General features: G+C 72.5%; 22 protein-coding genes. 10 read left to right on the forward strand and 12 right to left on the reverse strand.

Annotated features, from left to right (window positions below):
* The first annotated feature begins 43 nt into the window (after positions 1 to 43).
* Entirely contained in the window at positions 44 to 1321 is a 1278-nt protein-coding gene (locus NP777_RS12845; RefSeq protein WP_256650262.1) for a hypothetical protein, read from the forward strand.
* 109 nt (positions 1322 to 1430) lie between these two features.
* On the opposite strand, the gene NP777_RS12850 is transcribed toward NP777_RS12845, so the two are convergent.
* The 3 genes from NP777_RS12850 to NP777_RS12860 are packed head-to-tail and all read right to left on the reverse strand — an operon-like array spanning position 1431 to position 4584.
* On the reverse strand, positions 1431 to 2303 hold the full coding sequence (locus NP777_RS12850; RefSeq protein WP_256650263.1) for an ABC transporter ATP-binding protein: 873 nt from the start codon (positions 2301 to 2303) through the stop codon (positions 1431 to 1433).
* On the reverse strand, positions 2300 to 3448 hold the full coding sequence (locus NP777_RS12855) for a FecCD family ABC transporter permease (RefSeq protein WP_391858491.1): 1149 nt from the start codon (positions 3446 to 3448) through the stop codon (positions 2300 to 2302). Before NP777_RS12855 ends, NP777_RS12850 begins: the two co-directional genes overlap by 4 nt.
* Positions 3445 to 4584: a FecCD family ABC transporter permease gene (locus tag NP777_RS12860; protein WP_256650264.1), complete on the reverse strand. Its 1140-nt coding sequence runs from the start codon at positions 4582 to 4584 to the stop codon at positions 3445 to 3447. Before NP777_RS12860 ends, NP777_RS12855 begins: the two co-directional genes overlap by 4 nt.
* 65 nt (positions 4585 to 4649) lie before the next feature.
* Here NP777_RS12860 and NP777_RS12865 point away from each other — a divergent pair, with 65 nt between their 5' ends.
* A complete protein-coding gene (locus NP777_RS12865; protein ID WP_391858492.1) occupies positions 4650 to 5291 on the forward strand; it encodes an HAD family hydrolase in 642 nt (213 codons plus the stop codon).
* A gap of 19 nt (positions 5292 to 5310) precedes the next feature.
* Here NP777_RS12865 and NP777_RS47740 read toward each other — a convergent pair whose 3' ends face one another.
* A complete protein-coding gene (locus tag NP777_RS47740) occupies positions 5311 to 5619 on the reverse strand; it encodes a hypothetical protein (protein ID WP_308405110.1) in 309 nt (102 codons plus the stop codon).
* Positions 5620 to 5787: 168 nt separating this feature from the next.
* On the opposite strand from NP777_RS47740, the gene NP777_RS47745 reads away from it, so the two are divergent.
* Positions 5788 to 6171 (forward strand): cold-shock protein, encoded by a 384-nt coding sequence (locus NP777_RS47745; RefSeq protein ID WP_014177506.1) that lies wholly within the window; start codon positions 5788 to 5790, stop codon positions 6169 to 6171.
* Between the two features lie 144 nt (positions 6172 to 6315).
* Here NP777_RS47745 and NP777_RS12880 read toward each other — a convergent pair whose 3' ends face one another.
* The 4 genes from NP777_RS12880 to NP777_RS12895 all read right to left on the reverse strand — a co-directional run bounded on the left by NP777_RS12880 (position 6316) and on the right by NP777_RS12895 (position 10313).
* On the reverse strand, positions 6316 to 7182 hold the full coding sequence (locus NP777_RS12880; RefSeq protein ID WP_256650443.1) for a 1,4-dihydroxy-6-naphthoate synthase: 867 nt from the start codon (positions 7180 to 7182) through the stop codon (positions 6316 to 6318).
* Between the two features lie 20 nt (positions 7183 to 7202).
* Complete coding sequence (locus tag NP777_RS12885; protein ID WP_256650266.1) at positions 7203 to 7988, reverse strand: futalosine hydrolase; 786 nt, start codon at positions 7986 to 7988, stop codon at positions 7203 to 7205.
* A gap of 151 nt (positions 7989 to 8139) precedes the next feature.
* Positions 8140 to 8646: a hypothetical protein gene (locus NP777_RS12890; protein WP_256650267.1), complete on the reverse strand. Its 507-nt coding sequence runs from the start codon at positions 8644 to 8646 to the stop codon at positions 8140 to 8142.
* A 152-nt stretch (positions 8647 to 8798) separates the two neighbouring features.
* Entirely contained in the window at positions 8799 to 10313 is a 1515-nt protein-coding gene (locus NP777_RS12895; RefSeq protein WP_391858493.1) for an MFS transporter, read from the reverse strand.
* 420 nt (positions 10314 to 10733) lie between these two features.
* Between NP777_RS12895 and NP777_RS12900 the strand changes: the two genes are divergently transcribed.
* Both NP777_RS12900 and NP777_RS12905 read left to right on the forward strand, forming a co-directional pair.
* The gene (locus NP777_RS12900; protein WP_256650444.1) at positions 10734 to 11639 is read left to right on the forward strand and encodes a DUF3027 domain-containing protein; all 906 of its coding nucleotides are present in this window, start codon (positions 10734 to 10736) and stop codon (positions 11637 to 11639) included.
* 805 nt (positions 11640 to 12444) lie between these two features.
* Positions 12445 to 16026: a sacsin N-terminal ATP-binding-like domain-containing protein gene (locus tag NP777_RS12905; RefSeq protein WP_256650445.1), complete on the forward strand. Its 3582-nt coding sequence runs from the start codon at positions 12445 to 12447 to the stop codon at positions 16024 to 16026.
* A 59-nt stretch (positions 16027 to 16085) separates the two neighbouring features.
* Here NP777_RS12905 and NP777_RS12910 read toward each other — a convergent pair whose 3' ends face one another.
* Together NP777_RS12910 and NP777_RS12915 are read right to left on the reverse strand one after the other, a co-directional pair.
* Entirely contained in the window at positions 16086 to 16904 is an 819-nt protein-coding gene (locus NP777_RS12910) for an SAM-dependent methyltransferase (RefSeq protein ID WP_256650269.1), read from the reverse strand.
* Positions 16905 to 17268: 364 nt separating this feature from the next.
* Entirely contained in the window at positions 17269 to 17550 is a 282-nt protein-coding gene (locus NP777_RS12915; protein ID WP_256650270.1) for a DUF2530 domain-containing protein, read from the reverse strand.
* 190 nt (positions 17551 to 17740) lie between these two features.
* On the opposite strand from NP777_RS12915, the gene NP777_RS12920 reads away from it, so the two are divergent.
* The 4 genes from NP777_RS12920 (at position 17741) to thpR (ending at position 22074) form a co-directional block, all read left to right on the forward strand.
* The gene (locus NP777_RS12920) at positions 17741 to 19207 is read left to right on the forward strand and encodes an NCS2 family permease (RefSeq protein ID WP_256650271.1); all 1467 of its coding nucleotides are present in this window, start codon (positions 17741 to 17743) and stop codon (positions 19205 to 19207) included.
* 230 nt (positions 19208 to 19437) lie between these two features.
* On the forward strand, positions 19438 to 19899 hold the full coding sequence (locus NP777_RS12925; protein WP_044573694.1) for a MarR family winged helix-turn-helix transcriptional regulator: 462 nt from the start codon (positions 19438 to 19440) through the stop codon (positions 19897 to 19899).
* Positions 19900 to 19933: 34 nt separating this feature from the next.
* Complete coding sequence (locus NP777_RS12930) at positions 19934 to 21367, forward strand: MFS transporter (RefSeq protein WP_256650272.1); 1434 nt, start codon at positions 19934 to 19936, stop codon at positions 21365 to 21367.
* 113 nt (positions 21368 to 21480) lie between these two features.
* Positions 21481 to 22074, forward strand: coding sequence for an RNA 2',3'-cyclic phosphodiesterase (thpR, locus tag NP777_RS12935; RefSeq protein ID WP_256650273.1), 594 nt, complete (start codon positions 21481 to 21483; stop codon positions 22072 to 22074).
* A gap of 194 nt (positions 22075 to 22268) precedes the next feature.
* Here the strand turns inward: thpR and NP777_RS12940 are convergent, their stop codons facing one another.
* Positions 22269 to 23264: an aldo/keto reductase gene (locus NP777_RS12940; RefSeq protein WP_256650274.1), complete on the reverse strand. Its 996-nt coding sequence runs from the start codon at positions 23262 to 23264 to the stop codon at positions 22269 to 22271.
* Between the two features lie 268 nt (positions 23265 to 23532).
* A complete protein-coding gene (locus tag NP777_RS12945; RefSeq protein WP_256650275.1) occupies positions 23533 to 24084 on the reverse strand; it encodes a hypothetical protein in 552 nt (183 codons plus the stop codon).
* A 339-nt stretch (positions 24085 to 24423) separates the two neighbouring features.
* On the opposite strand from NP777_RS12945, the gene NP777_RS12950 reads away from it, so the two are divergent.
* The gene (locus NP777_RS12950) at positions 24424 to 25428 is read left to right on the forward strand and encodes a hypothetical protein (protein WP_256650276.1); all 1005 of its coding nucleotides are present in this window, start codon (positions 24424 to 24426) and stop codon (positions 25426 to 25428) included.
* The last annotated feature ends 84 nt before the right edge of the window (positions 25429 to 25512 follow it).

The raw sequence follows: 25512 nt of genomic DNA on the forward strand, positions 1-25512 counted from the left end.
GAGCCGATTGATACGCCGACGGTGCGCATTCTCAGGGGTCTTGGTGGGGATCGAGAGCGAGAAGCTCGTCTACGACTATCTGAGCCGTGTCGGGGACCTGGCTCAGCAACAGGGTCTGTCGTCCGGTGAACGTATGCGGCTGGTCTCCGGGCTCCGGGCCGATATCGACCATCGCCGGGCCACCGCCACCGGAGGGGCGGACAGCCCGGCCGGGGTGAAGCGGATCCTGTCCAGACTGGGCTCACCGGCCGAAGTGGTGGCCGCCGCGGGCGGCCGGGACCCCGACCCGGGATCGGGGGGCATGGGTGGTGCGCCCAGTACGGAGGGCAGCGGTCCGGGCGGCGGTGCGCCGCCGCGAGGGCCCGCCGGGGCGGCGCGGGCGGCCCGGGACAAGCTGGCCGGGCTCGCCAAGAGCAGCGGTCTCACCGGTAAGGTGCCCGCCCCGCGCGAGGAGGACGGCCCGGGGGCGCCCGGCACCGGCCGGAACGGGAACGGCCCCGCCCCGGGCGACGGCGCCCCCTCCCTGATCAAGCCGAGGCCCGCCGCCCCCGCCACACCCCCGTCCAACGTCGCCTCGCCCCCGCACCTCGCGGGCGAGGACGAACTGGGTCCGGGCGAGTCCGACATGGACTGGTGGCACGTCGAGCCGGGCCCGTTCGCCCAGCCCGAGCAGCGCGACGCGCAGTACGGCGCGGTCGAGGGGTTCACCGGCGGGATCGAGATCCCCGAACTGCTCGGTAAGGGCAAGTCGGCCGAGCAGGAGCGCCAGGAGCGGCGCGAGGCCGAGGAGAAGGCGGCGGAGGAGAAGGCCGCCGCCGAGGCCGAGGCCGCCGCGGAGGCGAAGGCGAAGGCCGAGGCCAAGAAGGCGGAGGCCGGAGGCAAGCCGCGGAGCGGGCTGCGCCGTGTGCTGCTCGGGCCCGGTAAGGCGGGTAAGGCGGCCGATCAGCCCGCGGGCGGGGGCGGCGTCCCCACATGGCTGTCCGGGCTCGGCCCGGTGCTGCTGGTGGCGGTCGCGCTCCTCGTGGCGGGCGCCGCCCTGGGCAACATCATCCCGATCGCGTTCGGCTGGGTGATCGCGTACTACAGCACCTACCGCCGCTCCCCGGCGGAGGCCAAGTGGGCCGCCCTGGGCATGCCCGGCCTGGTCGCGGCCGGGGCCGCGATCTGGCTGTACGGCCGCGCCGACCACAAGTGGGGCGAGGCGATCCCCGAACACGGCTGGAAGGACGCCCTGACCGAGACCTGGCCCTATGTCGTCCGGGGCGCGGCCATCGCCTCGGTGCTCTTCCTGCTCTGGCGCGCCGCCAAGCGCAAGGGCTGACACCGGGCGCCGGCCCCGGGCGCGCTCAGCCTCGCGCCCCCGGGCGTGCTGAGTCTCGGGCGCGCTCCGTCTCGCGCCCCCGGGCGCGCTCAGCCTCGCGTGGGCGCGCTCAGCCTCGCGCGGCCTGCCAGGGCGCGCCCGGGACGACCAGGGGGCTGCCGGTCACCGGGTCCGGGACGACCACCGAGTCGAGGCCGAAGACCTCGTGCACCAGCTCCGCCGTGACGACGTCCCCCGGGCGGCCGCGTGCCACGACGCCGCCGCCCTTCATCGCGATCAGATGGTCGGCGTAGCGGGCGGCCTGGTTGAGGTCGTGCAGGACGGCGACGACCGTACGGCCGCGTTCGTGGTTGAGCTGGCGGACCAGGTCCAGCACCTCCACCTGGTGGGAGATGTCCAGGTACGTCGTCGGCTCGTCCAGCAGCAGCAGGTCGGTCTCCTGCGCGAGCGCCATCGCGATCCATACGCGCTGCCGCTGCCCGCCCGACAGCTCGTCCACCGGGCGGTCGGCGAGCGCCGTCACATCCGTGCGCTCCATGGCGTCCGTGACGGCCCGTTCGTCCTCCTCCGACCACTGCTGCCACCACCGCTGATGCGGCTGGCGGCCACGGGAGACGAGATCGGCGACGGTGATCGCCTCGGGCGCGACCGGGGTCTGCGGAAGCAGCCCCACGGACTGGGCGATCTTCTTCGTCGGGATGCGCGAGAGATCCGTGCCGTCGAGGAGCACGGCGCCGCCGCGCGGCCGCAGCAGCCGCCCCAGGGCGCGCAGCAGGGTGGACTTGCCGCAGGCGTTGGGGCCGACGATGACCGTGACCTCGCCGTCGGGTATCTCCAGGTCCAGCCCGTCCACGACGGTGCGGTCCTCGTACGCGAGGGTCAGCTCGCGTGCGGTGAGCCGGTTCGGCCGGTTCGCGGCGGCGGCTTCCGCCGGTCCTGCCTCCGGGCTCGTTCCTCCCGTTGTGGACGCCGAAGCGGTCATGCGGCGGTGCCTCCCTTACGGCCGCGTCCTCCGGAAGACAGCAGCAGGTGGATCAGATACGGGGCGCCGACCGCGGCCGTCAGCACACCCACCGGCAGTTCGGTCGGCGCGAACAGCTTGCGGGCCAGCAGATCGGCGGTGACGACGATGAAGGCTCCGATCAGGGCCGAGCACAGCAGCGGGATCTGGGCGGTCCTGGTCATCCGGCGGGCGATCTGCGGGGCGAGCAGGGCCACGAAGTCCACCGGGCCGGCCGCGCCCGTCGCCATCGACGCGAGGACGACGCCGAGGGCCACCAGGCCCAGCCGCACCCGCCCGAGCCGTACGCCCAGCGCGGTCGCCGTGTCGTCGTCCATGGACACCGTGCGCTGCGCCCGCGCCGCCCACAGCACGCCCGGCAGCAGCACCAGCAGCGCCCAGCCGAGCGGAGCGGCCTCGTTCCAGCCGCGTCCGTTGAGCGAACCGGTCATCCACACCTTCGCCTGCTGGGCCACCAGATAGTCGCCCTTGGTCAGGAAGAGGTGGGTGATCGAGCGCAGCGCGACGGCGAAGCCGATGCCGATGAGCACGAAGCGGGCCGCCTGGAGCCCGCCGCGCCAGGCGAAGACGTACACCAGCCCGGCGGCGGCGAGACCGCCGAGTACGGAGAGGTACGGCAGAACGGCGTAGGAGGCGACCCCGTAGGTCATCGCGCCCACGGTCACCGCGCTCGCGCCCTGGCTGACGCCGATGATGTCGGGGCTCGCGAGGGGGTTGCGGGCCACCGTCTGGATCAGCGCGCCCGCGATGCCGAAGGCGGCGCCGACCATCAGGCCGAGCGTCATCCGGGGCAGCCGCAGCGTGCCGACGACGAGGTCGTTCGGGGTGGCCGGACCGAGGCCCCACTGGGTGTGCAGAACGGCCTTCACGGCGCCGCCGGGGCCGACGAAGCTCTCGCCGACGCATAGATACGTCACACAGACGGCGGCGGTGGCCAGGGCCAGCCCGATCGCGACGAGGGCCGAGCGGCGGTGCAGCAGGAACGATCCGCCACGTCCGCCGGGCCCGTTGCCCTTGCTACGGATCAGGTTGCTCTTGACGCGGATCAGGCCGTACCCGGCCGGGCGGACCGTACGGACGTCGGTACGGCTCTCCGTCGCGCTCACGCGGCCACCGCCTTCCGGCGCACCAGCGTGACCAGGAACGGCACCCCGATCAGCGCGGTCATCACGCCCGCCGGGACCTCGCTCGGCGGGAAGACGACCCGGCCCACCACATCCGAGACCAGCAGCATCACCGGGCCGATCAGGGCGGCCATCGGCAGCACCCAGCGGTGGCCGGTGCCGACGATCGCGCGGGCGATATGGGGGACCGCGAGGCCGATGAACGCGAGCGGACCGGCGGCGGCCACCCCGACGCCGGTGAGGATCGTGGCGCCGAGGGCCGCGACGATCCGTACGGCCGCCACGTTCTGGCCGAGCCCCTTCGCGACGTCCTCGCCGAGCGCCAGCGCGTCAAGACCGCGTGCCACCGCGATCACCAGCACCGTGCCGACCAGCAGGAACGGCCAGATCTGGCCGACGATCCCGGTGTCACGCCCGGCGAGCGAGCCGATCTGCCAGAAGCGGAACTCGTCCAGGGCCGCCGCCTTCGTCGTCAGCACGCCCGTCGTCACGGACACCAGCAGGGCGTTGATCGCGGCGCCGGAGAGCGCGAGTTTGACCGGGGTCGCGCCGCCTCGCCCGCTGGTGGCGATGGCGTAGACGGCGACCGACGCCAGCCCCGCGCCCGCGAAGGCGAACCAGACATAGCCGCTGAGCGTGTGCACCCCGGCGAAGGCGATCGCGAGCACCACGCCCACCGAGGCGCCCTGGCTGATGCCGAGGATGCCGGGGTCGGCGATCGGATTGCGGGTGACGCCCTGCATCACGGTGCCCGCCATGGCGAGCGCCGCGCCGACCATCAGCCCGATGAGGGTGCGCGGCAGCCGCAGGGACCGCACGATGTCGGCGGCGTCGCTGGAACCGCCGTGCAGCAGCGCGTCCAGGACCGCGCTCGGCGCGATCTGGCGGCTGCCCACGGCGAGGCTCAGCAGAACGGCGAGCAGCAGGGCGACGACGGCCGCGGCCGTCCAGCCGAGGCGGCGGCGGACCAGGGAGGCGCGGACGGGTGCGGTGCGGGCCGGGGAGGCGCGGACGGTGGAGTCGTGGACCGGGGAGTCGCGGACGGGGGAGTCGTGGACCGGGGAGTCGTGGACCAGGGGTGCTCTGGGAGGGCGGTTGCTGGTCCGGTCGGCGGTCATCGCGTCCGTTCGCTCGTCGCTACGAAGTTAGGCGAGGCTAAGTGTATGGGGTGGGCCAAGGCACAATGGCGGGCATGTCTTCGCACTCCGCTCTCACCGTCGGCTTCGACCTCGACATGACCCTCATCGACTCCCGGCCGGGCATCAAGGCGGCGTACGAGGCGCTCTCGGCCCGGACCGGCACCTACATCGACTCCGACCTCGCCATCACCCGGCTCGGCCCGCCGCTGGAGCAGGAACTGGTGCACTGGTTCCCCGATGAGCGCATCGAGGAGATGGGCGACCTCTACCGCGAGCTCTACCCGGAGTACGCGATAGCGCCCACCCCGGCCATGAAGGGCGCGCGGGAGGCGATCGAGGCCGTGCGGCGGGCGGGCGGCCGGGCCATCGTCGTCACCGCGAAGCACGAGCCCAACGCCAAGCTGCACCTGAGCCACCTGGGCATCGAGGCGGACGCGGTGATCGGCTGGCTGTGGGCCGAGGCCAAGGCGGAGGCGCTGCGGGAGTACGGGGCGACGGTGTACGTCGGGGACCACACGGGTGACGTACGGGGCGCCCGTACGGCCGGTGCGCTGTCCGTGGCGGTCGCCACCGGGCCCTGCGCGAAGGACGAGCTGCTCGCGGCCGGCGCGGATGTCGTGCTGGACGATCTGACGGCGTTCCCGGCCTGGCTGTCGGGTCACATAGGTGATCGCACGGCGGGCTGAGCCGCCCGGTTCACCCGGTTCACCCGGACGGCGGTACGGGTGGCCGCGACACCCGGGCGGCGGTCGCGGCCTCCCGCCGCTGTGCCGCGATGGAGCGCAGCAGCCCGACGGCGGCGAGCGCGAAGCCGACGCCCATCAGCATGCATACGAAGTACGCCACCGAGGGCAGCGGATCCGCGCCCAGAAAGAGCGGTGCGACGGTGACGAGCGTGGCCACCGCTCCGATGGCGAAAACGATGACGCCGGACCGGACGAGCTTGTCACCGGGAAGGGGCGCCTCTCGGAGGTGGCCGGGGGAGCCGCCGCGGTGCGGGGTTTCATTACTCACCGGACCAGGGTAGATCCGTGCCAGAGCGCGCATAGGAACCACCCGGGTACGTCTTGTCACCAGGCTCGGGACCATTAGCCTTGGTGGTGGCGGGTCTTACGACCCGCTCTAGTGCTATCGAGAGCTGTTTTTCCGTGTTTTCCGACGAGCGACGAGGACGAGACAGACGTGCCTACCGGCAAGGTCAAGTGGTTCAACAGTGAGAAGGGCTTTGGCTTTCTCTCCCGCGATGACGGTGGCGACGTCTTCGTTCACTCGTCGGTGCTTCCGGAAGGCGTCGACTCACTGAAGCCGGGACAGCGCGTCGAATTCGGCGTGGTGGCCGGAAATCGCGGGGATCAGGCATTGTCCGTCACCGTTCTCGATCCGACTCCCTCCGTCGCGGCCGCCCAGCGCCGCAAGCCGGATGAGCTGGCGTCCATCGTCCAGGATCTGACCACCCTGCTGGAGAATGTGACGCAGCAGCTCGAGCGCGGCCGCTATCCGGACAAGGCACATGGCCACAAGATCGCGGGCATGCTGCGCGCGGTGGCCGACCAGCTCGACGTCTGACCGGGGCTGGGCTGAGCCCGGTCTGAGCCCGGTCTGAGTCCGACCTGAGCGGCCCGGTACGCATCGGCACATACGACATCCCGTCGGCGGAGCCGGATGGAATTCCATCCGGCTCCGTTTGGCGTGCGGCCACTCGCCGAAGCGTCAGACCGCGTCCAGCGCCCCGGGGGCGAGGGGCGGTACCAGCCCCTCGGCCGCCGCGCGGGTCAGCAGCCCGCGCACCGCGGCGTAGCCGCTCTCGCCGAGGTCGGCGGTGAACTCGTTGACGTACAGCCCGATGTGCTGATCGGCGACGGCCGGGTCCATCTCCTGGGCGTGCTCCAGGACATACGCCCGCGACGCCTCCGGGTCGTCCCAGGCCATCCGCACCGACCTCCGGGCGGCGTCGGCGAGTTCCCGCAGCCGCTCGGCGCCCAGTGACCGCTTGGCGATGATCGCGCCGAGCGGGATCGGCAGACCGGTGGTCCGCTCCCAGTGCTCGCCCATGTCAGCCAGGCAGTGCAGCCCGTAATTCTGATAGGTGAACCGGGCCTCGTGGATGACCAGCCCGGCGTCGACCTCGCCGTCCCGCACCGCGGGCATGATCGCGTGGAACGGCAGCACCTTGATCTCGCCGACCCCGCCCGGCACCTCGGCGGCGGCCCACAGCCGGAAGAGCAGATACGCGGTCGAACGCTCGCTCGGCACCGCGACCGTCTTCCCCGCCAGTTCCTTGCCGGTGAGCTGCTGCCCCTCGCCGGGCCGCCGCGTGAGCACCAGCGGACCGCAGCCGCGGCCGAGCGCACCGCCGCAGGGCAGCAGCGCGTAGTCGTCCAGCACCCACGGCAGTACGGCGTACGACACCTTCAGTACGTCGAACTCACCGCGCTCGGCCATCCCGTTGGTGATGTCGATGTCGGCGAAGGTGACATCGAGCGCGGGCGCGCCGGGGACGCGGCCGTGGGCCCAGGCGTCGAAGACGAAGGTGTCGTTGGGGCACGGGGAGTAGGCGATCTTCAAAGGCTCAGTCAGGGGCTCGCTCAAGGGCTCAGTCACTGCCGGGTTCCTTTCGGGTCAAAGGTCCAGGTGCCGAGGAGGGGGGCGATGGCCGCGAAGGCGCCCGTGAGCGCCTCGAGCGCCTCCCCGATCCGCCAGGCCGCGCGGTCGCGCGGTCCGACGGCGTTGGAGACCGTCCGCACTTCCAGGGCGGGCACGGACTGGGCCGCGGCGGCCTCCGCCACGCCGAAGCCCTCCATGGCCTCGGCGACGGCGCGCGGATGGCGGCGCAGCAGCTCGGCGGCCCGTTCGGCGCTCCCGGTCACGGTCGACACGGTGAGCACGGTGCCGCGCACGGCGTCCGTCGCCTCGGCGACGGCGGCGACGAGCGGGGCGGGCGGGAGGTGTTCGACGGTTCCGAAGCCCAGGTCGGTGACGGCGGTGAAGCCGTCGGGGGTCTCGGCGCCCAGGTCGGCGGCGACGATGGCGTCGGCGATGACGACGGAGCCGAGCCGCGCGGCGGCGCGCTCCGTGGTGGCCGCGGCGGGCCGCGCGGTGGTGAAGCCGCCGCCGATACCGGCGGATACGGCGAGGTCGTAGGGGGTACGGGCGACCGCGGCCGCGGTCAGGGCGGCGGCGGTGCCGGCCGCCGCGGCCGCCGGGCCGACCCCGGCGGCCAGGACGTCCAGGGTGGGCGGCGGCCCGGTGGGCGGCGCCGGGCTCAGCCGGTGGAGCACCCCGCCGGGGACGGGGAGTTCGGCCACCTCGGGGGCCGTGGCGCCGACGCCCCGTACGACGGCGTCCCGTTCGGCGGGTACGGCCGTGACGATCAGTACGCGCATGGGTGACTCCCCCTTGTCACACACAACCCTGTCACGGCGTGGCCGGTGGCCCGGTAGGACCGGGCCCCGTGCGTCGTCGGCGCTCGATCCGGAGTTCCGCTCGTCAGGAGTTCGGTCAGGGGTCCGGTCAGGAGTCTCGTCAGCAGTCCCGTCAGGAGTCCCGTTCCAGCGTGAAGCGCCAGATGCCCTTGACGCCCTGGCTGCTCTTGCCGAGCTCGGCGACCGTGATCGTGACCTTCTTCTCGAGCGTGGTCTGGCCGGTCTGCGGGTTCTGCCGGGCGAAGAGCGTATCGCTGTCGAAGCTGCGGTACGTCTCCTTGCTCGCCTCGGCCATGACCGGGTTGTTGGCGATCAGGCCCCAGCTGGACTTGGCGATCTCGGGGTCCACCCCGAGCCGGACCTTCTCCCCGGCGGTCACCTTGATCGTCTTCTCGGGCTTGGCGGACAGGCAGTCCTTGAACTTCTTCGAGCTCAGGTCCTTGCCGTCGCCGTAGCAGCCGTTGCTCGCCTCGGCCGTCACGGTGTTCGAACCGACCGTCACCGTTGCCAGCGGGGTCGGCTTGTCGCAGGCGGAGAGGGCGACGAGCCCGAGGGACACGGCACAGGCGGCGGTGACGGCGCGGCGGCCTTTGCCCCTGGAAAACAGCGCAGCGGTCATGCGGGCAGGCTATCTGGCCGCACCGATCGCCTCGCGCGCGGGTACGACTCGCCGATGGCGGTCCCCGCCGGGGATGGGTGTGGCCCGGAGCTCCGGGAACTCACGCCACCCGTGGGTACGGCGAACTCATGCCACCTGTGGGTACGGCGAATTCACGCCACCCGCGGATACGGCACCCCCTGCCGGGAGGCGCTCAGCAGCCCGCGGACGCTCAGCGCCGCGCCCAGCGCGATCACCGCCGCGGCGACCGCCATCCCCAGCACCCCGTGCAGCGGCAGCACGATGCCGATGGCGCCCCCGACGACCCACGCCATCTGGAGCGTCGTCTCGGACCGTGAGAACGCCGAGGTGCGGACCTCCTCCGGGACGTCACGCTGGATCAGCGCGTCCAGCGACAGCTTGCCCAGCGCCTGCGAGATCCCGGCGGTGGCGGCCACGGCGGCCACCGTCACCGCGCCGTAGAGGGCCGCCGACACGATGAGCACGGCCAGGGCGGAGCTCAGCACCACCGCGATGATCAGCTCCGGGCCGCGCGTACGCAGCCAGGCGCCGATCGCGGTGCCCAGCGCGTTGCCGCCGCCCGCGCAGACCGCGGCCAGGCCGAGCGAGATCTCGGGGCCGAGCCCGCCCAGCGGCTGGTCGCGGAGGAGGAAGGCGAGGAAGAGGGTGAGGAACCCGGACAGCGCCTTCAGCGCGGCACACGCCTGAAGGGCGTGCAGCACGGAGGGGCCGACCGTACTGAGGCCGGGCCGCCGGGACCGGCGCCGCCAGAAGGCGATCCGGGAGACGGCCCGGGAGAAGGCGGTCCTGTCCCCGCCGCCGAAGGCGGCTCCTCCGGCCGCCGGGGCGGGCCTGGCCCCGCCCACCCTGGCCTTGGGCTTGCGCACCGTCACCGGGAGATGCAGATGGCGCTGCCCCGAGGTCAGCTGCGCCCTGGCCTCGCCCTTCGCGGAGTCCACCTTGTGCGGCAGGGTGAACGACAGGAATGCGCCCAGCAGGAAGATCGCGGACGCCCCGTACAGCGGCCAGCTCGGCCCGATCTGATGCAGCCCGGCCCCCAGCGGGGCTGCCGCGCCGGTCGCGAGCAGCCCGGCCAGGGTGACCCGGGAGTTGGCCTTGACGAGGGAGAAGTGGGGTGGGAGCAGCCGTGGCACGACGGCGGAACGGACGACTCCGTACGCCTTCGACGCCACCAGCACGCCCAGCGCCGCCGGATACAGCTCGAGGCCGCCGCCCGCCACCGCGCCCGCCATCGTCAGCGCGAGCACCACGCGGGTCAGCATCGCGACCGCCATCGCCGCGCGGCGGCCGTGCGGAACGCGGTCGAGCAGCGGGCCGATGACGGGGGCGAGCAGCGCGAACGGCGCCATGGTGATGACCAGGTAGAGCGCGACCCGGCCGCGGGCCTCGTCGGTCGGGACCGAGAAGAAGATCGTGGAGGCGAGGGCGACGGTGATCAGCATGTCGCCCGCCGAGTTCACCGCGTGCAGTTCGATCAGCTTGCCGAGCCCCGACTCACCGGCGCCGTGGGCGTGGGTGGCCCGGCGGATGCCGCGTCCGGCCGCGGTGAAGGGGAGGCGGAGCGCGGCGGGGGCACGGAGCGCGTGGACGACCCAGCGGCCCGACCTCTTGGTCGAGCCGCCGCTGTACCACCGTGTTCCTGCCACCTGACCATGGTGCAGCCAACGCGGCCGAAGCGTGAGACCTTCGGCGGCTTTCCGGATGGCGGCGCCGTCGACAGGGATCGGCAACACGCCGCTGTCCAGCGGAAATGCGCTTGCGCGGAGGCGGGCGGGGAGGGGGCCCACGGCGTCGTGACGGGGAGCGGGGATGAGACGGGGGTAGGGCCGGTGCGGCCGGACAAGGTAGCGTGCGTAACCGCGCCACCGAGGGTCGTTCCTGGCCGTGTGCCGAGTAGCCATCCCGCAGAATGGGACGTACAAGGTGCGCCCGAAGGCCGGATGGGCGCGGACGTCGACGCGGCCCCATGGTCCGCTCCGTCCGCGGTCCCGCGACGGCCGTACGGCTGGCGCACCAGGTCAGACGGCTGCGACGGCGTGGAAGAGAGAATCGATCCTGTGAGTGCGATGCGAAGCCGTACCCCCGACCGCCTGTGCGCCGAGGCGATCGAACTCGCCCGCGAGGCGGCCGTGGAAGCCGCCCGTCCGGGGCAGGTGGGCGAGTATCTGGGCGCTGTCGCCGAGGGCGACCGCGTGGTCACGCATCTCTTCGAGAGCCCCGAGCCGGGCTATCGCGGCTGGCGCTGGGCGGTCACGGTGACCCGCGCCTCCCGCGCGAAGGCCGTCACCCTGGACGAGACGGTGCTGCTCCCCGGGCCCGACGCGCTGCTCGCGCCGGAGTGGGTGCCCTGGAGCGAGCGGCTGCGCCCCGGCGACATGGGGCCGGGCGATCTGCTCCCCACCGAGGCCGAGGACCTGCGCCTGGAGCCCGGCTACTCGGGCGAGGACAGCCCGCCGCCCAACTCCGTGGTCTCCGAGGAGATGCAGCAGCTCGCGGCGGTGGAGGAGGCCGATGTGACGGCCGGTGCCCCCGCGGCGCAGACCGCCGCGCCCGCCACCGGCTCGATCGCGGCAGTCGCCGAGGAACTGGGTATGCGGCGCGCCCGGGTGCTGTCCCGCTACGGCCTCCACGTCGCGGCCGACCGCTGGGACGAGGCGTACGGCCCCAAGACCCCCATGGCCCAGGCGGCCCCCGGCACCTGCGCGAGCTGCGGCTTCCTGGTGGCCCTCGGCGGCTCGCTGGGGCAGGCGTTCGGAGTCTGCGCGAACGAGTTCAGCCCGGCGGACGGCCGCGTCGTCTCCCTCTCCTACGGCTGCGGCGCCCACTCCGAGGCCGCCGTCATGCCCAAGCCTCCCCGCCCGGCCGAACCCGTCGTCGACGAAACCGTCGTCGAACCCCTCCCCCTCCACCCGGACCGCACGGGCGGCTCCGTCGAGCCGGACCTGCCGACGGAGGACCTGGGCCACAGCTGAGGCATCCCGCGGGGCTCCCCACGACGCCCCGGCAAGACCCGCACGGAACGCCCCCTGGCCCCGCCGCTACGGAACGGCCCCTTGGCCAGGCCGTCACGGAACGGCGTTCCTGAGCCCGCCGCTTACGGAACGGCGTTCCCGGCCCCGCCGCTTACGGAACGGCGTCCCGGCCAGGCCGCTGCGCAACGGCGGCCCCGGCGCACGGTCGCCGCGGCGGCTGCGAACGACCGTCCGGGCGGGGCGCGCACGTCCGGGCTCATCGCGGCGCCAGCGCCCAGGGGCACCCATGGGGTGTGGTGCCCGGCGGATCTTGCCCCTACCCGCCCCTTCCCGCTACCAGGGGCTCCGCCCCTGGACCCCGGGGTCTGGGGGCGGGCCCGCACGCGGCGGAGTCCCTACGCCGTGGAGCCGTGTATCGATGTCGCGGGAAGGGGCGATGTTCCGGTTCGGGGGCTGGGGCGGATGCCCCCCCACGCGGCGGAGCCGCATCGATGCTGTCGGGAAGGGGCGGGGAGGGGAGCGGCCCGCCGCAGGCGTCACTCCTCCGCCTGTGTGCCCGAGGCAGGGGACTGGTGGGCCAAGGGCTCATGGGCGCCAAGGTGAGGGGGAGAATCCGGTTGTGTGGGGCCCGGGGCGTCGTTTGGGGGCGGATAGCGGTACGTTCGCGGCTAGCAAGGGCGGCACGCTTGGAAACGGCGAGCGCGGTGGGGTGATGCGCACCGCGGGGGACTCGGCGGTGTGGCGCCGAGGCGCAGGACGGACCCCGACCAGGAACTTCCGGAGGCGAGACGTGAGCAGCACGGCGATGGTGCGAGGCGCGACCGAGGACGCGGACCCGTTCGGGACCGCGCGGCTGCGGCGCGGCGTGCTGGACGCCTGGGCCGCGTCGCCCGCCCGGTTCCGGGAGGACGCCAACGCCGAGGAGGATCTGGCGCTGGGCGGCCACCGCGACCGGCTGGTCGTCGAGCTGGCCCAGAACGCGGCGGACGCCGCCGCCCGCGCCGGGGTACCCGGCCGGCTGCGGCTGACCCTGCGTCCCGCGACGGACGGCGAGCCCGCCGTGCTGGCCGCCGCCAACACCGGGGCGCCGCTGGACGCGGCCGGGGTCGAGTCGCTGTCCACGCTGCGGGCGTCGGCCAAGCGTGACGAGCCGGAGGGCGCGGTCGGGCGGTTCGGCGTCGGCTTCGCGGCGGTGCTCGCGGTGAGCGACGAGCCCGCGGTCGTGGGCCGCGCCGGCGGCGTGCGCTGGTCGCTGGCCGAGGCGCGGGAGCTGACCCAGCGGGCCACCGCCGCCGGCCCCGGCCTCGCCGAGGAGCTGCGCCGCCGGGACGGCCACGTACCGCTGCTGCGGCTGCCGCTGCCCGCCGAGGGGAGCGCCCCGGAGGGCTACGACACCGTCGTGGTGCTGCCGCTGCGCGACGGCGCCGCGTGGGACGTCGCGGAGCGGCTGCTGGCCGGGATCGACGACGCGCTGCTGCTCACCCTCCCCGGTCTGGCCGAGGTCGTGGTCGAGACCGTCGAGGGCACCCGGACGCTGCGCCGCCGCGAGGACGGCCCGTACACCGTCGTCGAGGACAGCGGCGCCCGCGGTACGACGCGCTGGCGCACCGAGAGCGCCGGCGGACGGCTGGAGCCGGAGCTGCTCGCCGACCGCCCGGTGGAGGAGCGGCTGCGCCCGGTGTGGTCGGTGACCTGGGCGGTTCCGGTGGACGCGGAGGGCGCGCCGACGCGGCCCGCGACCGCCCCGGTGGTCCACGCCCCGACGCCGACCGACGAGCCGCTGGGCATGCCCGCGCTGCTGATCGGGTCCTTCCCACTGGAGCCCACCCGCCGCCACACCGCCCCCGGGCCGCTCACGGACTTCCTGCTGGACCGCGCGGCTGAGGCGTACGCGACGCTGCTGCGCGACTGGCATCCGGTCTCGGTCGGCTCGATCGACCTCGTCCCGGGCCAGCTGGGCCGGAGCGAGCTGGACGGGGAGCTGCGCCAGCGGGTGCTCGAGCGGCTGCCGAGGGTGCCGTTCCTGCCCAGCGCCGCCGCACCGGCGGTGGGCGTGGGCACGGAGGACGCGGCCGTGGCCGAGGCCGTGGCGGGCTGGCTCGGCTCGCCGGAGGCGCTCGGCCCGGACGCCGCCCAGGGCGGCCCCGCCGCGGAGGAGCCGGCCGCCGCCCCGGCCGCGCCCGCCCCGGCCGACTGGGACGACGACGTGCTGGCGCGCGGCGGCGCCGAGGGCGAACCGTACGCGCTGCGGCCCCGGGACGCCGAGATCGTCGAGGGCGCGGGCGCGGAGACGGTGGAGGTGCTGGCCGAGCTGTTCCCGACGCTGCTGCCCGCGGGCCTCGAGCGCCGTTCGGAGCTGCGGGTGCTGGGCGTGGCCCGGGTGCCGCTGGGCGAGCTCATCGACCGGCTCGCGGGCGTGGAGCGCGCCCCGGCCTGGTGGCGGCGGCTGTACGACTCGCTGGGCGGTATCGACCCGGACCGGCTCAGCGGGCTGCCGGTGCCGCTGGCGGACGGCCGGACGACGATCGGGCCCCGGCAGGTGCTGCTGCCGCTGCCGGGCGAGGCCGACGGCGACCTGGACGGGCTCGGCCGCGGGGGCGTTCTGGACGGCCCGCACGGCCCGCACGGCCCGGACAGCATCGGAATCGCCGATTCCGCCGTCACCACCGAGCCCGCCGGACCGGTCGAGTCCGCCGGACCGGTCGAGTCCCCCGGAGCCGCCGATTCCGCCGCGTCCGCGCGGACCCCCGACCACGGCGCCGCGGTCAGCGATACGCATCGCACCCTCGCCCGCCTCGGTCTGAAAGTTGCACATCCGGACGCCGCCCATCCGCTGTTGGAGAAGCTCGGCGCCACCCCCGCCACGCCCCGCGCCGTGCTGACGACCCCGCAGGTTCGGACCGCCGTCGCGCATTCGCTGGAGGCGGAGGACGAGTACGACCCGTTCGCGGAGGAGGGCGAGGGCGGCCTGGGCGCGGCGCTGGACGCCGACACGCTGGCGGACACCGTCCTCGGCCTGGTCCAGCAGGCCCGGCTGGCGCCCGGCGACGAGCCGTGGCTGGCCGCGCTCGCGCTCCCGGACGAGGACGGGGAGCTGGCCCCGGCCGGTGAACTGGTCCTCCCCGGCGGCGCCTTCGAGCAGGTGATGCGGGAGGGCGAACTGGCCGCGTGCGACGCCGAGCTGGCCGAGCGCTGGGGTGAGCAGCCGCTCGCCGCGGTCGGTGTGCTGGCGGGCTTCACGCTGGTCAGGGCCACCGATGTGGTGCTGGACCCGGATGAGCTGGAGCCGCGCGAGGGCGACTTCACCGAACCGGACGACGTCGGTGTGCTGGACGCCGTCGACGTGTGGTGCGAGGACGTGCTGGACCGGCTGCCGGAGACGCCGGTGCCGCCGGTGGCCACCGAGATCGTGGCCGTACGCGACCTGGACCTGGTCGACGACGACGCCTGGCCGCGGGCGCTGGCCATGCTCGCCCAGCCGCCGCTGCGCGACGCGCTGACCGCGCCGGTGCGGGTGCTGCTGCCGGACGGCACGACGGAGACCGTGCGCTCGTACACCGCGTGGTGGCTGCGCGGTCATCCGGTGCTGGACGGCCGCCGCCCCGCCGGGCTGCGCGCGGCCGGGGGCGATCCGCTGCTGGCCGGGCTGTACGAGGCGGTGGACGCGGCCGGGTTCGAGGACGAGCAGGTGTTGCGGGCGCTGGGCGTACGGACCTCCGTGGCCGCGCTGCTGGACGAGCCGGGCGGCGCCGCCGAGCTGCTGGCCCGCCTCTCCGACCCGGACCGCGAGGTGACCCCCGCCCAGCTGCACGCCGTCTACGGGCAGTTGGCCGACCTGGACCCCGAGCGGGTGACGCTGCCGGACGAGCTGCGCGCCATCGTGGACGGCGAGCCGACGGTGGTCGAGGCGGGCGAGGCGCTGGTCGCGGACGCCCCGGACCTGATGCCGCTGGCCGAGGCGGACGGCCGGGCGCTGCTGCCCGTACGGCCCACACGGGCGGCGGAGCTGGCCGAGCTGTTCCAGGTGCGGCGGCTGAGCGAGGCGTACCCGGCGCGGGTGACCTCACAGGGTGATCCGCACGAGGTGCCCGAGGCGGTCCGCGAACTCCTGCCGGGCGCCCCCCTGTTGTACATCGAGCACGAGGAACTGCTGATCGAGGGCTCGGGTGACGGCGAGGGCGCGGGTGAGGGGCCGGGCTCGGGCTCGGGCGAGATCGAGCTGGACTGGCGGTATGTGGACGGCACCCTGCACGCCTCGACGGTCGAGGGCGTCGCGGCCGGTCTGTCCTGGGCCGCCGGCCACTGGGCGCGCCGGTTCGAGGTGGCGGCCCTGCTGGAGGATCTGACCCGTACGGAGGAGCTGGCGCGGGCCCGCTGGTTCGACTGACGGGCGCGCTTACGGGGTGTGTGCGCGGGCCTTGCCCCGGGGCAAGGCCCGTTCCCGGGTCAGGGCTTGCGGGCCACGCCCGCGAAGATCCACAACTCCTTGGCCTCCGCCTCGGCCCTGGCCCGCTCGCTCTCGGGCTTCCAGCGGTGGGGCATCACCACGCCCGGGTCGACCAGCTCCAGCCCGTCGAAGAAGCCAAGGATCTCCTCCTGGGTGCGTCCCTGCACATGGATGCCGCTGCTGCGGTAGAGGTTGGTGACCGCGTCCGAGACCCCGGGGCGGGGGTCGAGCGCGCCGTGCGAGAGCACCAGATAGCTGCCCGAGGCCAGGGGCTCGACCAGTTGGCGCACGATCTCGTACGGCTTCTGCTCGTCCGCGATGAAGTGCATGATCGCATTGAGTGACAGGGCGACCGGCCGGGACAGATCGAGGGTGTCGTTCAGGTCCTCGGCGGCAAGGATCCCCTCGGGTTCGCTGACGTCCGCGTGGATGTAGGCGGTGCGGCCCTCGGGTGTGGAGAGCAACAGGGCCTGTGCGTAGGCCAGCACTATCGGGTCGTTGTCCGCGTAGACGACCCGGGAGTCCGGGGCGGCCTTCTGGGCGACCTGGTGGAGGTTGGGCTCGGTGGGGATGCCGGTGCCGATGTCCAGGAACTGGCGTATGCCCGCCTCGCCCGTCAGCCAGCGGGTCGCGCGGTGCATGAATGACCGGTTGGCGCGAGTCCACGGCTTGACCTCGGGCCAGACGGCCTCGACCTGTTCGGCGGCGTGGGTGTCGACCGCGTAGTGGGTCTTTCCGCCCAGGAAGTAGTCGTACATGCGGGCCGAGTGCGGCTTGCTGGTGTCGATCTCATCGGCACGAAAGCGGTTACCGGTCATATCCCTCACATTACTGGTGAGTTGACGACCACAAGACGGTAGTTCCCGAACAAAGTGCCCGCCGTGAGGCTTCCACAACATTGTGAACGGACCGTGAAGATCGTACAGTTGACCCACCCGGCTCCGCCCGCGCGTCCCCGCGGCGGAGCCCTCATCTTTCTGCGCGCACCACAGACGGGTGAGCGGGTGCGTCGCGAGGAGGGGAGCGCGCCCGTGCACCAGGCCAGGGCGCCGGGCCGCCCCCGGGAACGGCGGACGGTCCGGCGCCGCGCCGTCGAGGAGTGCCGCCTTGTGCGCGCCCGGGGCGGGCGCGTCGGCGGTCCCGCACGTCAGCGGTTCCGCGCGTCAGCCGTCGTTCCGCGCGTCAGCCGTTCCGCGCGTCGGCCGTCCGCGCGTCGCCGTTCCGCGCGTCGCGGCGGATCGCCGCGTCCCGGGCCCGTACGTACCAGACGCCGAGCAGTCCGAGCCCGCCGCCGGCCAGGCAGGTCCACAGCCACCACAGATGTCCGTGCTCGTGGAACCAGCCGTAGAAGGGCAACTGGACGAGGAAGAGGACGAACCACGCGATCGTGCCGCCGGTGATCGTGGCCACGACATTGCCCTCGAGGGGCGCCGGCGCCTCGTGCTTGGGGGTCCACTTCGTCATGGCCACAGCTTAAGGGGGCCGGTCATGGGCCCGGCCGGGGCCGTGCCGGACCTCACAGGGGCCTCGCCGGGGCCGGTTTGGTGATCGGGCGTTGATAGTTTCATACTGAATACTTCTGGGTCTGAGTGGAATGTCTTGTTCGATCATCCAAAGGACCCGCCGTTGATGTTCACGCACACTGAGGTCCTTCATGTCCCCCTCGGCCACCGCGCCGGTCGACGCCGGTAAGCAGGCTCCGACTCCCCCCGCCAACGGCATCGACAAGTTCTTCAAGATCAGCGAGCGTGGTTCCTCGATCTCCCGGGAGATCCGGGGCGGACTGGCCACGTTCTTTGCGATGGCCTACATCGTCGTACTGAACCCGATCATCCTCGGAGCCGGTACGGACAAGTTCGGGCATCAGCTCAACAACGGCCAGTTGGTCACCGCCACCGCCCTGATCGCGGGCCTGACCACGCTGCTCATGGGGATCATCGGCAACGTCCCCATCGCGCTGGCCGCGGGCCTCGGCATCAACGCCGTGGTCTCGCTCCAGCTCGCGCCCAAGATGAGCTGGCCGGACGCGATGGGCATGGTGGTGCTCGCCGGTCTGGTGCTGATGATCCTCGTCGCCTCGGGGCTGCGGCAGCGGGTGATGGACGCGATCCCATCAGGGCTGCGGCGGGCGATCGCGATCGGCATCGGTCTCTTCATCGCCCTGATCGGTCTGGTCGACTCCGGCTTCGTCAGCCGTAACCCCGACGCCGCGCACACCACCGTCCCCCTCGGCCTGGGGGTGGCCGGACGGCTCCAGGGCTGGCCGGTGCTGGTCTTCGTGGCCGGTCTCGCGCTCACCTTCATCCTGATCGTCCGCAAGACGCGCGGCGCGATCCTGATCGGCATCGTCACCATGACCGTGGTCGCGATCGTGATCAACTCCCTGGCCCACATCCCGGACGCCCAGTGGGGGCTGACCATCCCCTCCGTGCCGGACAAGGTGGTCGACACCCCGGACTTCGGCCTCGTCGGAAATGTCAGCCTCTTCGGCGGCTTCCATGAGGTCGGCCTGCTCACCGGCTGTCTCTTCGTCTTCACCGTGCTGCTGTCCGGCTTCTTCGACGCGATGGGCACGATCATCGGCGTCGGCGAGGAGGCCGGGCTGACCGATGAGCGCGGCCAGCTTCCGGGCATGGGCCGGATCCTGATGATGGACGGCGTCGCGGTCGCGGGCGGCGGCTTCGGCTCGGCCTCGGCCAACACCTGCTTCGTGGAGTCCACGGCGGGCGTCGGGGAAGGGGCGCGCACCGGACTCGCGAACGTGGTGACCGGCGGCCTCTTCCTGCTCGCGCTGGTCTTCACCCCGCTGGCCAAGGTGGTGCCCTCGCAGGCCGCGACCCCCGCGCTGGTGGTCGTCGGCTTCCTGATCATGGCGGCGAACGTCAAGGAGATCGACTGGAGCGATTTCACGATCGCGGTCCCGGCCTTCCTGACCATGATCTCGATGCCGTTCACCTACAGCATCACCAACGGGATCGGGCTGGGCGTCCTCTCGTTCCTGCTGCTGCGCATCGCCACCCGGCGGACCCGGGAGATCCCCTGGCTGCTGGGCGTGGTGGGGCTGTGCTTCCTGGTGTACTTCCTGCTCAACCCGATCGAACAGGCACTCGGCGTCTCCTGAGCCGAGCTCGGCCCCGCGTGGGCCGAGTCGTCGTCCCGCCCTGGTGTACGCCGTCCCGCCCGGCGCATAAGCGTTCCGCCCCGAGCGCCCCGGACCCATCCGTGGTCCTGGGCGCTCATGCGTGCCGCTATACGTCACTACCCGGAGTCAACTCACTCGTTCGGGTGAAATAGAAATAGGGAAGTCACCAGGGTTTTCATTAGACGAGGTAATGAGTTATGCTAAAGACCATGCCGGATCTGTCCCGCCCCCAGCACCAGGCGGAGGCGCCCCCCGATGACGCGGCCGCCGTGAGTGCCCTGCGGTCCGGAGTGATGCGTCTCTCGCGGCGGCTCAAGCACCAGCGGGTGGACGAATCGCTCAGCCCGACCGAGATGGCGGTCCTGGGCACGCTGGCCCAGTGCGGCTCCGCCACCCCCGGCGAGCTGGCCCGCAAGGAGCACGTCCAGCCGCCGTCGATGACCCGCATCGTGGCGCTGCTGGAGGCCAAGGGACTGGTCAGGCTCGAGCCGCATCCGGAGGACCGGCGGCAGAAAGTCGTCTCGCCGACCGAGCGGGCTGAGGCCATGCTCGAAGAGAGCCGACGCAAGCGCAACGCCTGGCTGGCCGAGCTGGTCGGGGAGCTGACCGAGGACGAGTGGGACGTGCTGCGCGCCGCCGCGCCCGTGCTGGAGAAGCTCGCGCATATGTAAGAACTGACCCGAGGCAGCCAGGAGGCGAACGCACTTGAGTACGGGACCCGGAGCAGACTCCGCACCCGCACCGAAGAACCCCGCAGACTCCGGAGACCCCGGAGGTCCGGGAAACCCGGGCAACTCCGGAATCCCCGTATCCGACCCCGCACCCGCCGTCACCGCGGGACGCACCCGGGGCGGGACCTTCCGTTCGCTGAGGATCCGCAACTACCGCCTGTTCGCGACCGGTGCCATGATCTCCAACACCGGCACCTGGATGTCGCGGATCGCCCAGGACTGGCTCGTCCTCAGTATCACCGGCTCCTCCACCGCGGTCGGCATCACCACCGCGCTGCAGTTCCTGCCCATGCTGCTCTTCGGCCTCTACGGCGGGGTCATCGCGGACCGATGTCCCCGGCGCCGGCTGCTGCTGTTCACCCAGACCGCGCTGGGGCTGTGCGGGCTCGCCCTCGCCGCCCTCACCCTCAGCGGCCATGTGCAGGTCTGGCACGTCTATCTGATCGCGTTCCTGCTCGGCATGGTCACCGTCGTCGACAACCCGACCCGCCAGGTCTTCGTCAACGAGATGGTCGGCCCCAAGGACCTGCGGAACGCGGTGAGCCTCAACTCCGCGAACTTCCAGTCCGCCCGGCTGATCGGCCCGGCGGTCGCCGGTGTGCTGATCACCGCCGTGGGCAGCGGCTGGGCCTTCCTGATCAACGGAGTCTCCTTCGCCGCCCCGATCATCGGGCTGCTGCTGATGCGCACCAGCGAGCTGTACAAGGTCGAGCGGGCGCCGCGCGGCAAGGGACAGTTGCGGGAGGGGCTGCGCTATGTGGCCGGGAACCCCGATCTGATCTGGCCGATCGTGCTCGTCGGCTTCATCGGAACCTTCGGCTTCAACTTCCCGATCTGGCTGAGCGCCTTCGCCGACGATGTCTTCCACGCCGGGCCGGGTACGTACGGCCTGCTCAACACCCTGATCGCGATCGGCTCGGTGGCCGGCGCGCTGCTCGCCGCCCGGCGCGTGGTGGCCCGGCGGCGGCTGCTGGTCGGGGCCGCGCTGATGTTCGGCGTACTGGAGATGGTCGCGGCGGCCACCCCGTACTTCTGGCTCTTCGCGGCGCTCATGGTGCCGATCGGGATCTTCAGCCTGACCTTCAACGTGACCGCGAACTCCAGCGTCCAGCTCGCGACGGATCCCGCGATGCGGGGCCGGGTGATGAGCCTGTTCATGATGGTCTTCGTCGGCGGTACGCCGATCGGCGGCCCGCTGGTGGGCTGGCTGACCGACACCTGTGGCGCGCGTATCGGCTTCGCCGCGGGCGGCCTGATCTCGGCGGCCGCCGCGGCCGCGGTGGGGCTGATCCTGGTCCGGGCCGGCGGCCTGCGGCTGAAGCTGGATCTGCGCCGGGGCCGCCCGCATGTGATCTTCGTGCCCCGGACCCCGGAGCCGGAGGACAAGCCACTGGCCGCCACGGCCTGAACCGCCTCTTCCGCCTTGCCGGGGCTCCGCCCCGGGCCCCGCTCCGCAAACTCCCCCAGCTACCGCTGGGAGGTGCCCCCTGGCGGGGCTGAGTTGTGCGGGAGACTGGGCGGATGAGACTGTTCGCCGCCGTGTTGCCGCCGGAGACGGCCGTCGCCGAACTGGCCGCGCGGGTCGAGGCGCTCCGGGGGCTGCCCGGGGCGGACGGGCTGCGCTGGACCGAGCGGGAGGGCTGGCACTTCACGCTCGCCTTCTTCGGCGAGGTGGCCGAGGACGTGGTGCCCGAGCTGCGCACCAGGCTGGCCCGCGCCGCCCATCGGCACCACCCCCATGAGCTGCGGCTCGCGGGCGGCGGCCGGTTCGACGACCGGGTGGTGTGGGTGGGCGTCGACGGCGACAGCGAGGCCCTGCGGCGGCTGGCCGACTCCGCCGAGGCGGGGGGCCGGCGGGCCGGGGTCCCGATGGACCGGCACCGCCCGTACCATCCGCATCTGACCATCGCCCGCGCCCGCTCCTCGCGCCACGGCTCCCCGCGCCACACCTCCGCCACCAGCCTCGCGCCGTACGTGGACGGGCTCACCGACTTCGCGGGCCGGGAGTGGACCGTGGGCGAGCTCAGCCTGGTGCGCAGCCATCCACCGGCCCCGGGCGTCCCCGGGCAGCAGCCGCGGTACGAGGTGGTCGCGGCCTGGCCGCTGGGGCACTGAGCGGTCCGGCTAATCTCGAGGTGTGGACCCGAAGACCAGAAACATGATCATGAGTGGCGCGCTGGTGCTGATTCTCGTCGTCGTCGCGGCGGCGGCCGCCCTCGGAGGCTGAGAACGGAAAGAGGGGGGTGTGGGCCGCCTGCGGCCCACACCCCCCTCATGGCTCTCGCCCTCGGCCGCCAGGAGCCGCTCGGCTACCAGGCGAACGCCTCCGGCGACGGACCCGGACCCGGGAAGATCTCGTCCAGCTCCGTCAGCACCGCCTCGTCCAGCTTCAGCTCCGACGCCCGCACCGCCGACGCCAGCTGCTCGGCCGTGCGCGGACCCACGATCGGGCCGGTGACCCCGGGCCGGGTGAGCAGCCAGGCCAGGGCCGCCTCGCCGGGCTCGATGCCGTGCTTGGCCAGCAGGTCCTCGTACCGCTGGATCTGGTCGCGCACCGTCGCGTTCTTCAGCGCGTCGGCGCTGCGCCCGGACGTGCTGCGCGAACCGCCGCCCTCGCGCTCCTTGCGGAGCGCGCCGCCGAGCAGCCCGCCGTGCAGCGGCGACCAGGGGATGATGCCCACGCCGTAGCCCTGCGCGGCCGGGATGACCTCCATCTCGGCGCGGCGCTCGGCCAGGTTGTACAGGCACTGCTCGCTGACCAGCCCGTACGAGCCGCGGCGGGCCGCGGCCTCATTGGCCTGGGCGATGTGCCAGCCCGCGTGGTTGGAGGAGCCCGCGTAGACGATCTTGCCCTGCTGTACGAGGACGTCGATGGCCTGCCAGATCTCGTCCCACGGGGTGGAGCGGTCCACGTGGTGGAACTGGTAGAGATCGATGTAGTCCGTGCCCAGCCGCTTGAGGCTGGCGTCCACGGCCCGGCGGATGTTCACGGCCGAGAGCTTGTCGCTGTTGGGCCAGGGCTCACCCTCGGCGGCCATGTTTCCGTACACCTTGGTCGCGAGGACCGTCTTCTCGCGCCGCCCGCCGCCCTTGGCGAACCAGCTCCCGATGATTTCCTCGGTGCGGCCCTTGTTCTCGCCCCAGCCGTACACATTGGCGGTGTCGAAGAAGTTGATGCCCGCGTCGAGCGCGGCATCCATGATCGAGTGGCTGTCGGTCTCCTCCGTCTGCGGACCGAAGTTCATGGTGCCGAGGACGATGCGGCTGACCTTGAGACCTGTGCGTCCGAGCTGCGTGTACTCCATGGGGATCAGCCAAGCCGTTGGAGTGCGCTCTAATCAAGGGGGGTGGGCCGGATGCTCGGTCATCGGCGGCGGCAGGGTCCCGGCCGGGAATTCCCGGTGGAAAACCCGAAAGCCCGCTTTTTGGCCCCCCGTGCGGTCAAAAAGCGGGCGTCTTGGGGTTTCGCGGCCCGGGTCGGATTTCGATCGAACTCCAGTTGAACTCCAGTCGAGCGTGCTCGCCGGAGCCGGCCGCTGAATATGGTCGCCAAATGCGACCGGTCTTTTCGGATTACCGGGCGGCGCGGGATTTCATAAAGCCGAGAACGCCGAGGGCCAGGGCCATCAGGGCGCCGATGAGGGCCATGTAGAGCCCCGGTCCCGCGGTCATGTCGTACAGCTTCGCGGCCTGCTCCGCCGCCTTCTCCGCGACCTGCTGCGACACCCCCTCCTCGTCCTTCAGCTTCTGGGTGACCAGCCGCTCGGGGTCCGCCATGTTGATGACCGCGACAATGGCCATGGCCAGCCCCAGAACGCCGCCGACCAGGTAGAGCGCCGCCTTCTTGGTGACCATGGCGGCGATGAACAGGACCGCCGCGACCAGGGCGATGATCAGCGTGATGATGCCGTCGCCGTCCATGCCCTTGATGCCCCCGGTGGCGCCCTCGGCGTCGGAGATCACCCAGTTCACCATGGAGCCGACCAGCGCGATGACCGAGCCGACGATCGCGAAGATCGCGATCTTCTTGGACGGCGCGGCCGGTGCCGCGCCATGGTTCGGGGCACCGGCGGAATGCGTGGGCGGTGCGGTTTGCGCATAAGAGGACTGGCTGTATTCGCTCATGGGCTCAGACCGTAAGCGGGGCCTTTCCGCATTGCAATGCCGCCGCCCGCTATGCCGTCAATGACCGATAAATTTCTCGCCGAAATAATCCCCGGATGAGGTCAAATAATCTCGGGGTTATTTGGGAGTGGCCGCCCGCGCAAATAATTGACAGACGTTATCTGCCCGTGATCGCGGAAGTCATGCGCGATCACGGCGGAAGTCATGCGCGGTCATGGAAGTCATGCCGGAGCGGAGGGCGGGAACCCCTGTCCGGGCGGAAGCCATGCGTGGCCGGAGCGGTCTCCTCGGCGTGGTCCCGGCGCCGGACGCCCCCGGCGGGATGGCAGGCTTGGGCCCATGCGTCCGCTTCCGTTCGTACTCGGTGCCGCCGCGCTGCTGACCGTGTCCGCAGCCGCCCCGGCCGCCGCCGACGACTCGTCGTCGCCGTCCCCGTTCACGATCCAGGATCCACGGATCACCGAGTCCAGCGGCCTCGCCGCGAGCCGTCTCCACCCCGGCGTCTACTGGACGCACAACGACAGCTCGGACGGCCCGTACGTCTACGCCGTGGACAGCAGGACCGGGAAGACGGTCGCGCGGGTCACCCTGCGGGGGATAGGGGATCCCCGCGATGTGGAAGCGATCTCGATAGGGCCGGACGGCAATATCTACGTCGGCGACATCGGCGACAACCTGGGCGGTCAGTGGTCCCATGTGTGGATCTACCGCTTCCCGGAGCCGAAGCGGCTGAAGGACGTCACCGTCACCGCGACCCAGTTCACCGTCAAGTACCAGGGCGGGCCGCGCAACGCCGAGGCGCTGATGGTCCATCCCAAGACGGGCCGCGTCTACATCGCCAGCAAGAGCGACGAGGACGGCGGGCTGTACGCCGGACCGGCCACGCTGAGCCCCTCCGGGGTGAATGTCTTCCAGCGGGTCTCCGACATCGACATGGAGGTCACCGACGGGGCGTGCTCCCCGGACGGCACCCGGCTGGTGCTCCGCGGCTACTTCTCGGCCGCCGAGTACCGCTGGCGGAACGGAAAGCCGACGCGGCTGAAGGAGGAGCCGGGGCTGCCGCTCCAGCGGCAGGGCGAGTCGGTCACCTTCACCCCGGACGGCGGCACCCTCATGTACGGCACCGAGGGCGTGGGCTCCAAGGTGACGCCGGTGGACCTGGGCGGGGAACTGCTGCCGGACGCCACGGCGAAGGAGCAGAAGAAGAACGGGGAGTACTCCGACCGCGTCGACGGCAAGCTCACCGACGGCGACAAGAACGGCAACCTGGTCAAGGCCGGGTTCACCTTCGTCGGCGCGCTGGTGGTCTTCCTCGGCCTGCGCAGGCTCTTCCGCCGGAGCTGAATCGCGTCCGGGTACGCGAAGGGGCCCGCGGCCGGTGATCGGCCGCGGGCCCCTGACGCTCGGAGGGCGCCCTCGGAGCGAGTG

This window comes from Streptomyces rugosispiralis (assembly GCF_024505145.1).
Lineage (GTDB): Bacteria > Actinomycetota > Actinomycetes > Streptomycetales > Streptomycetaceae > Streptomyces > Streptomyces rugosispiralis.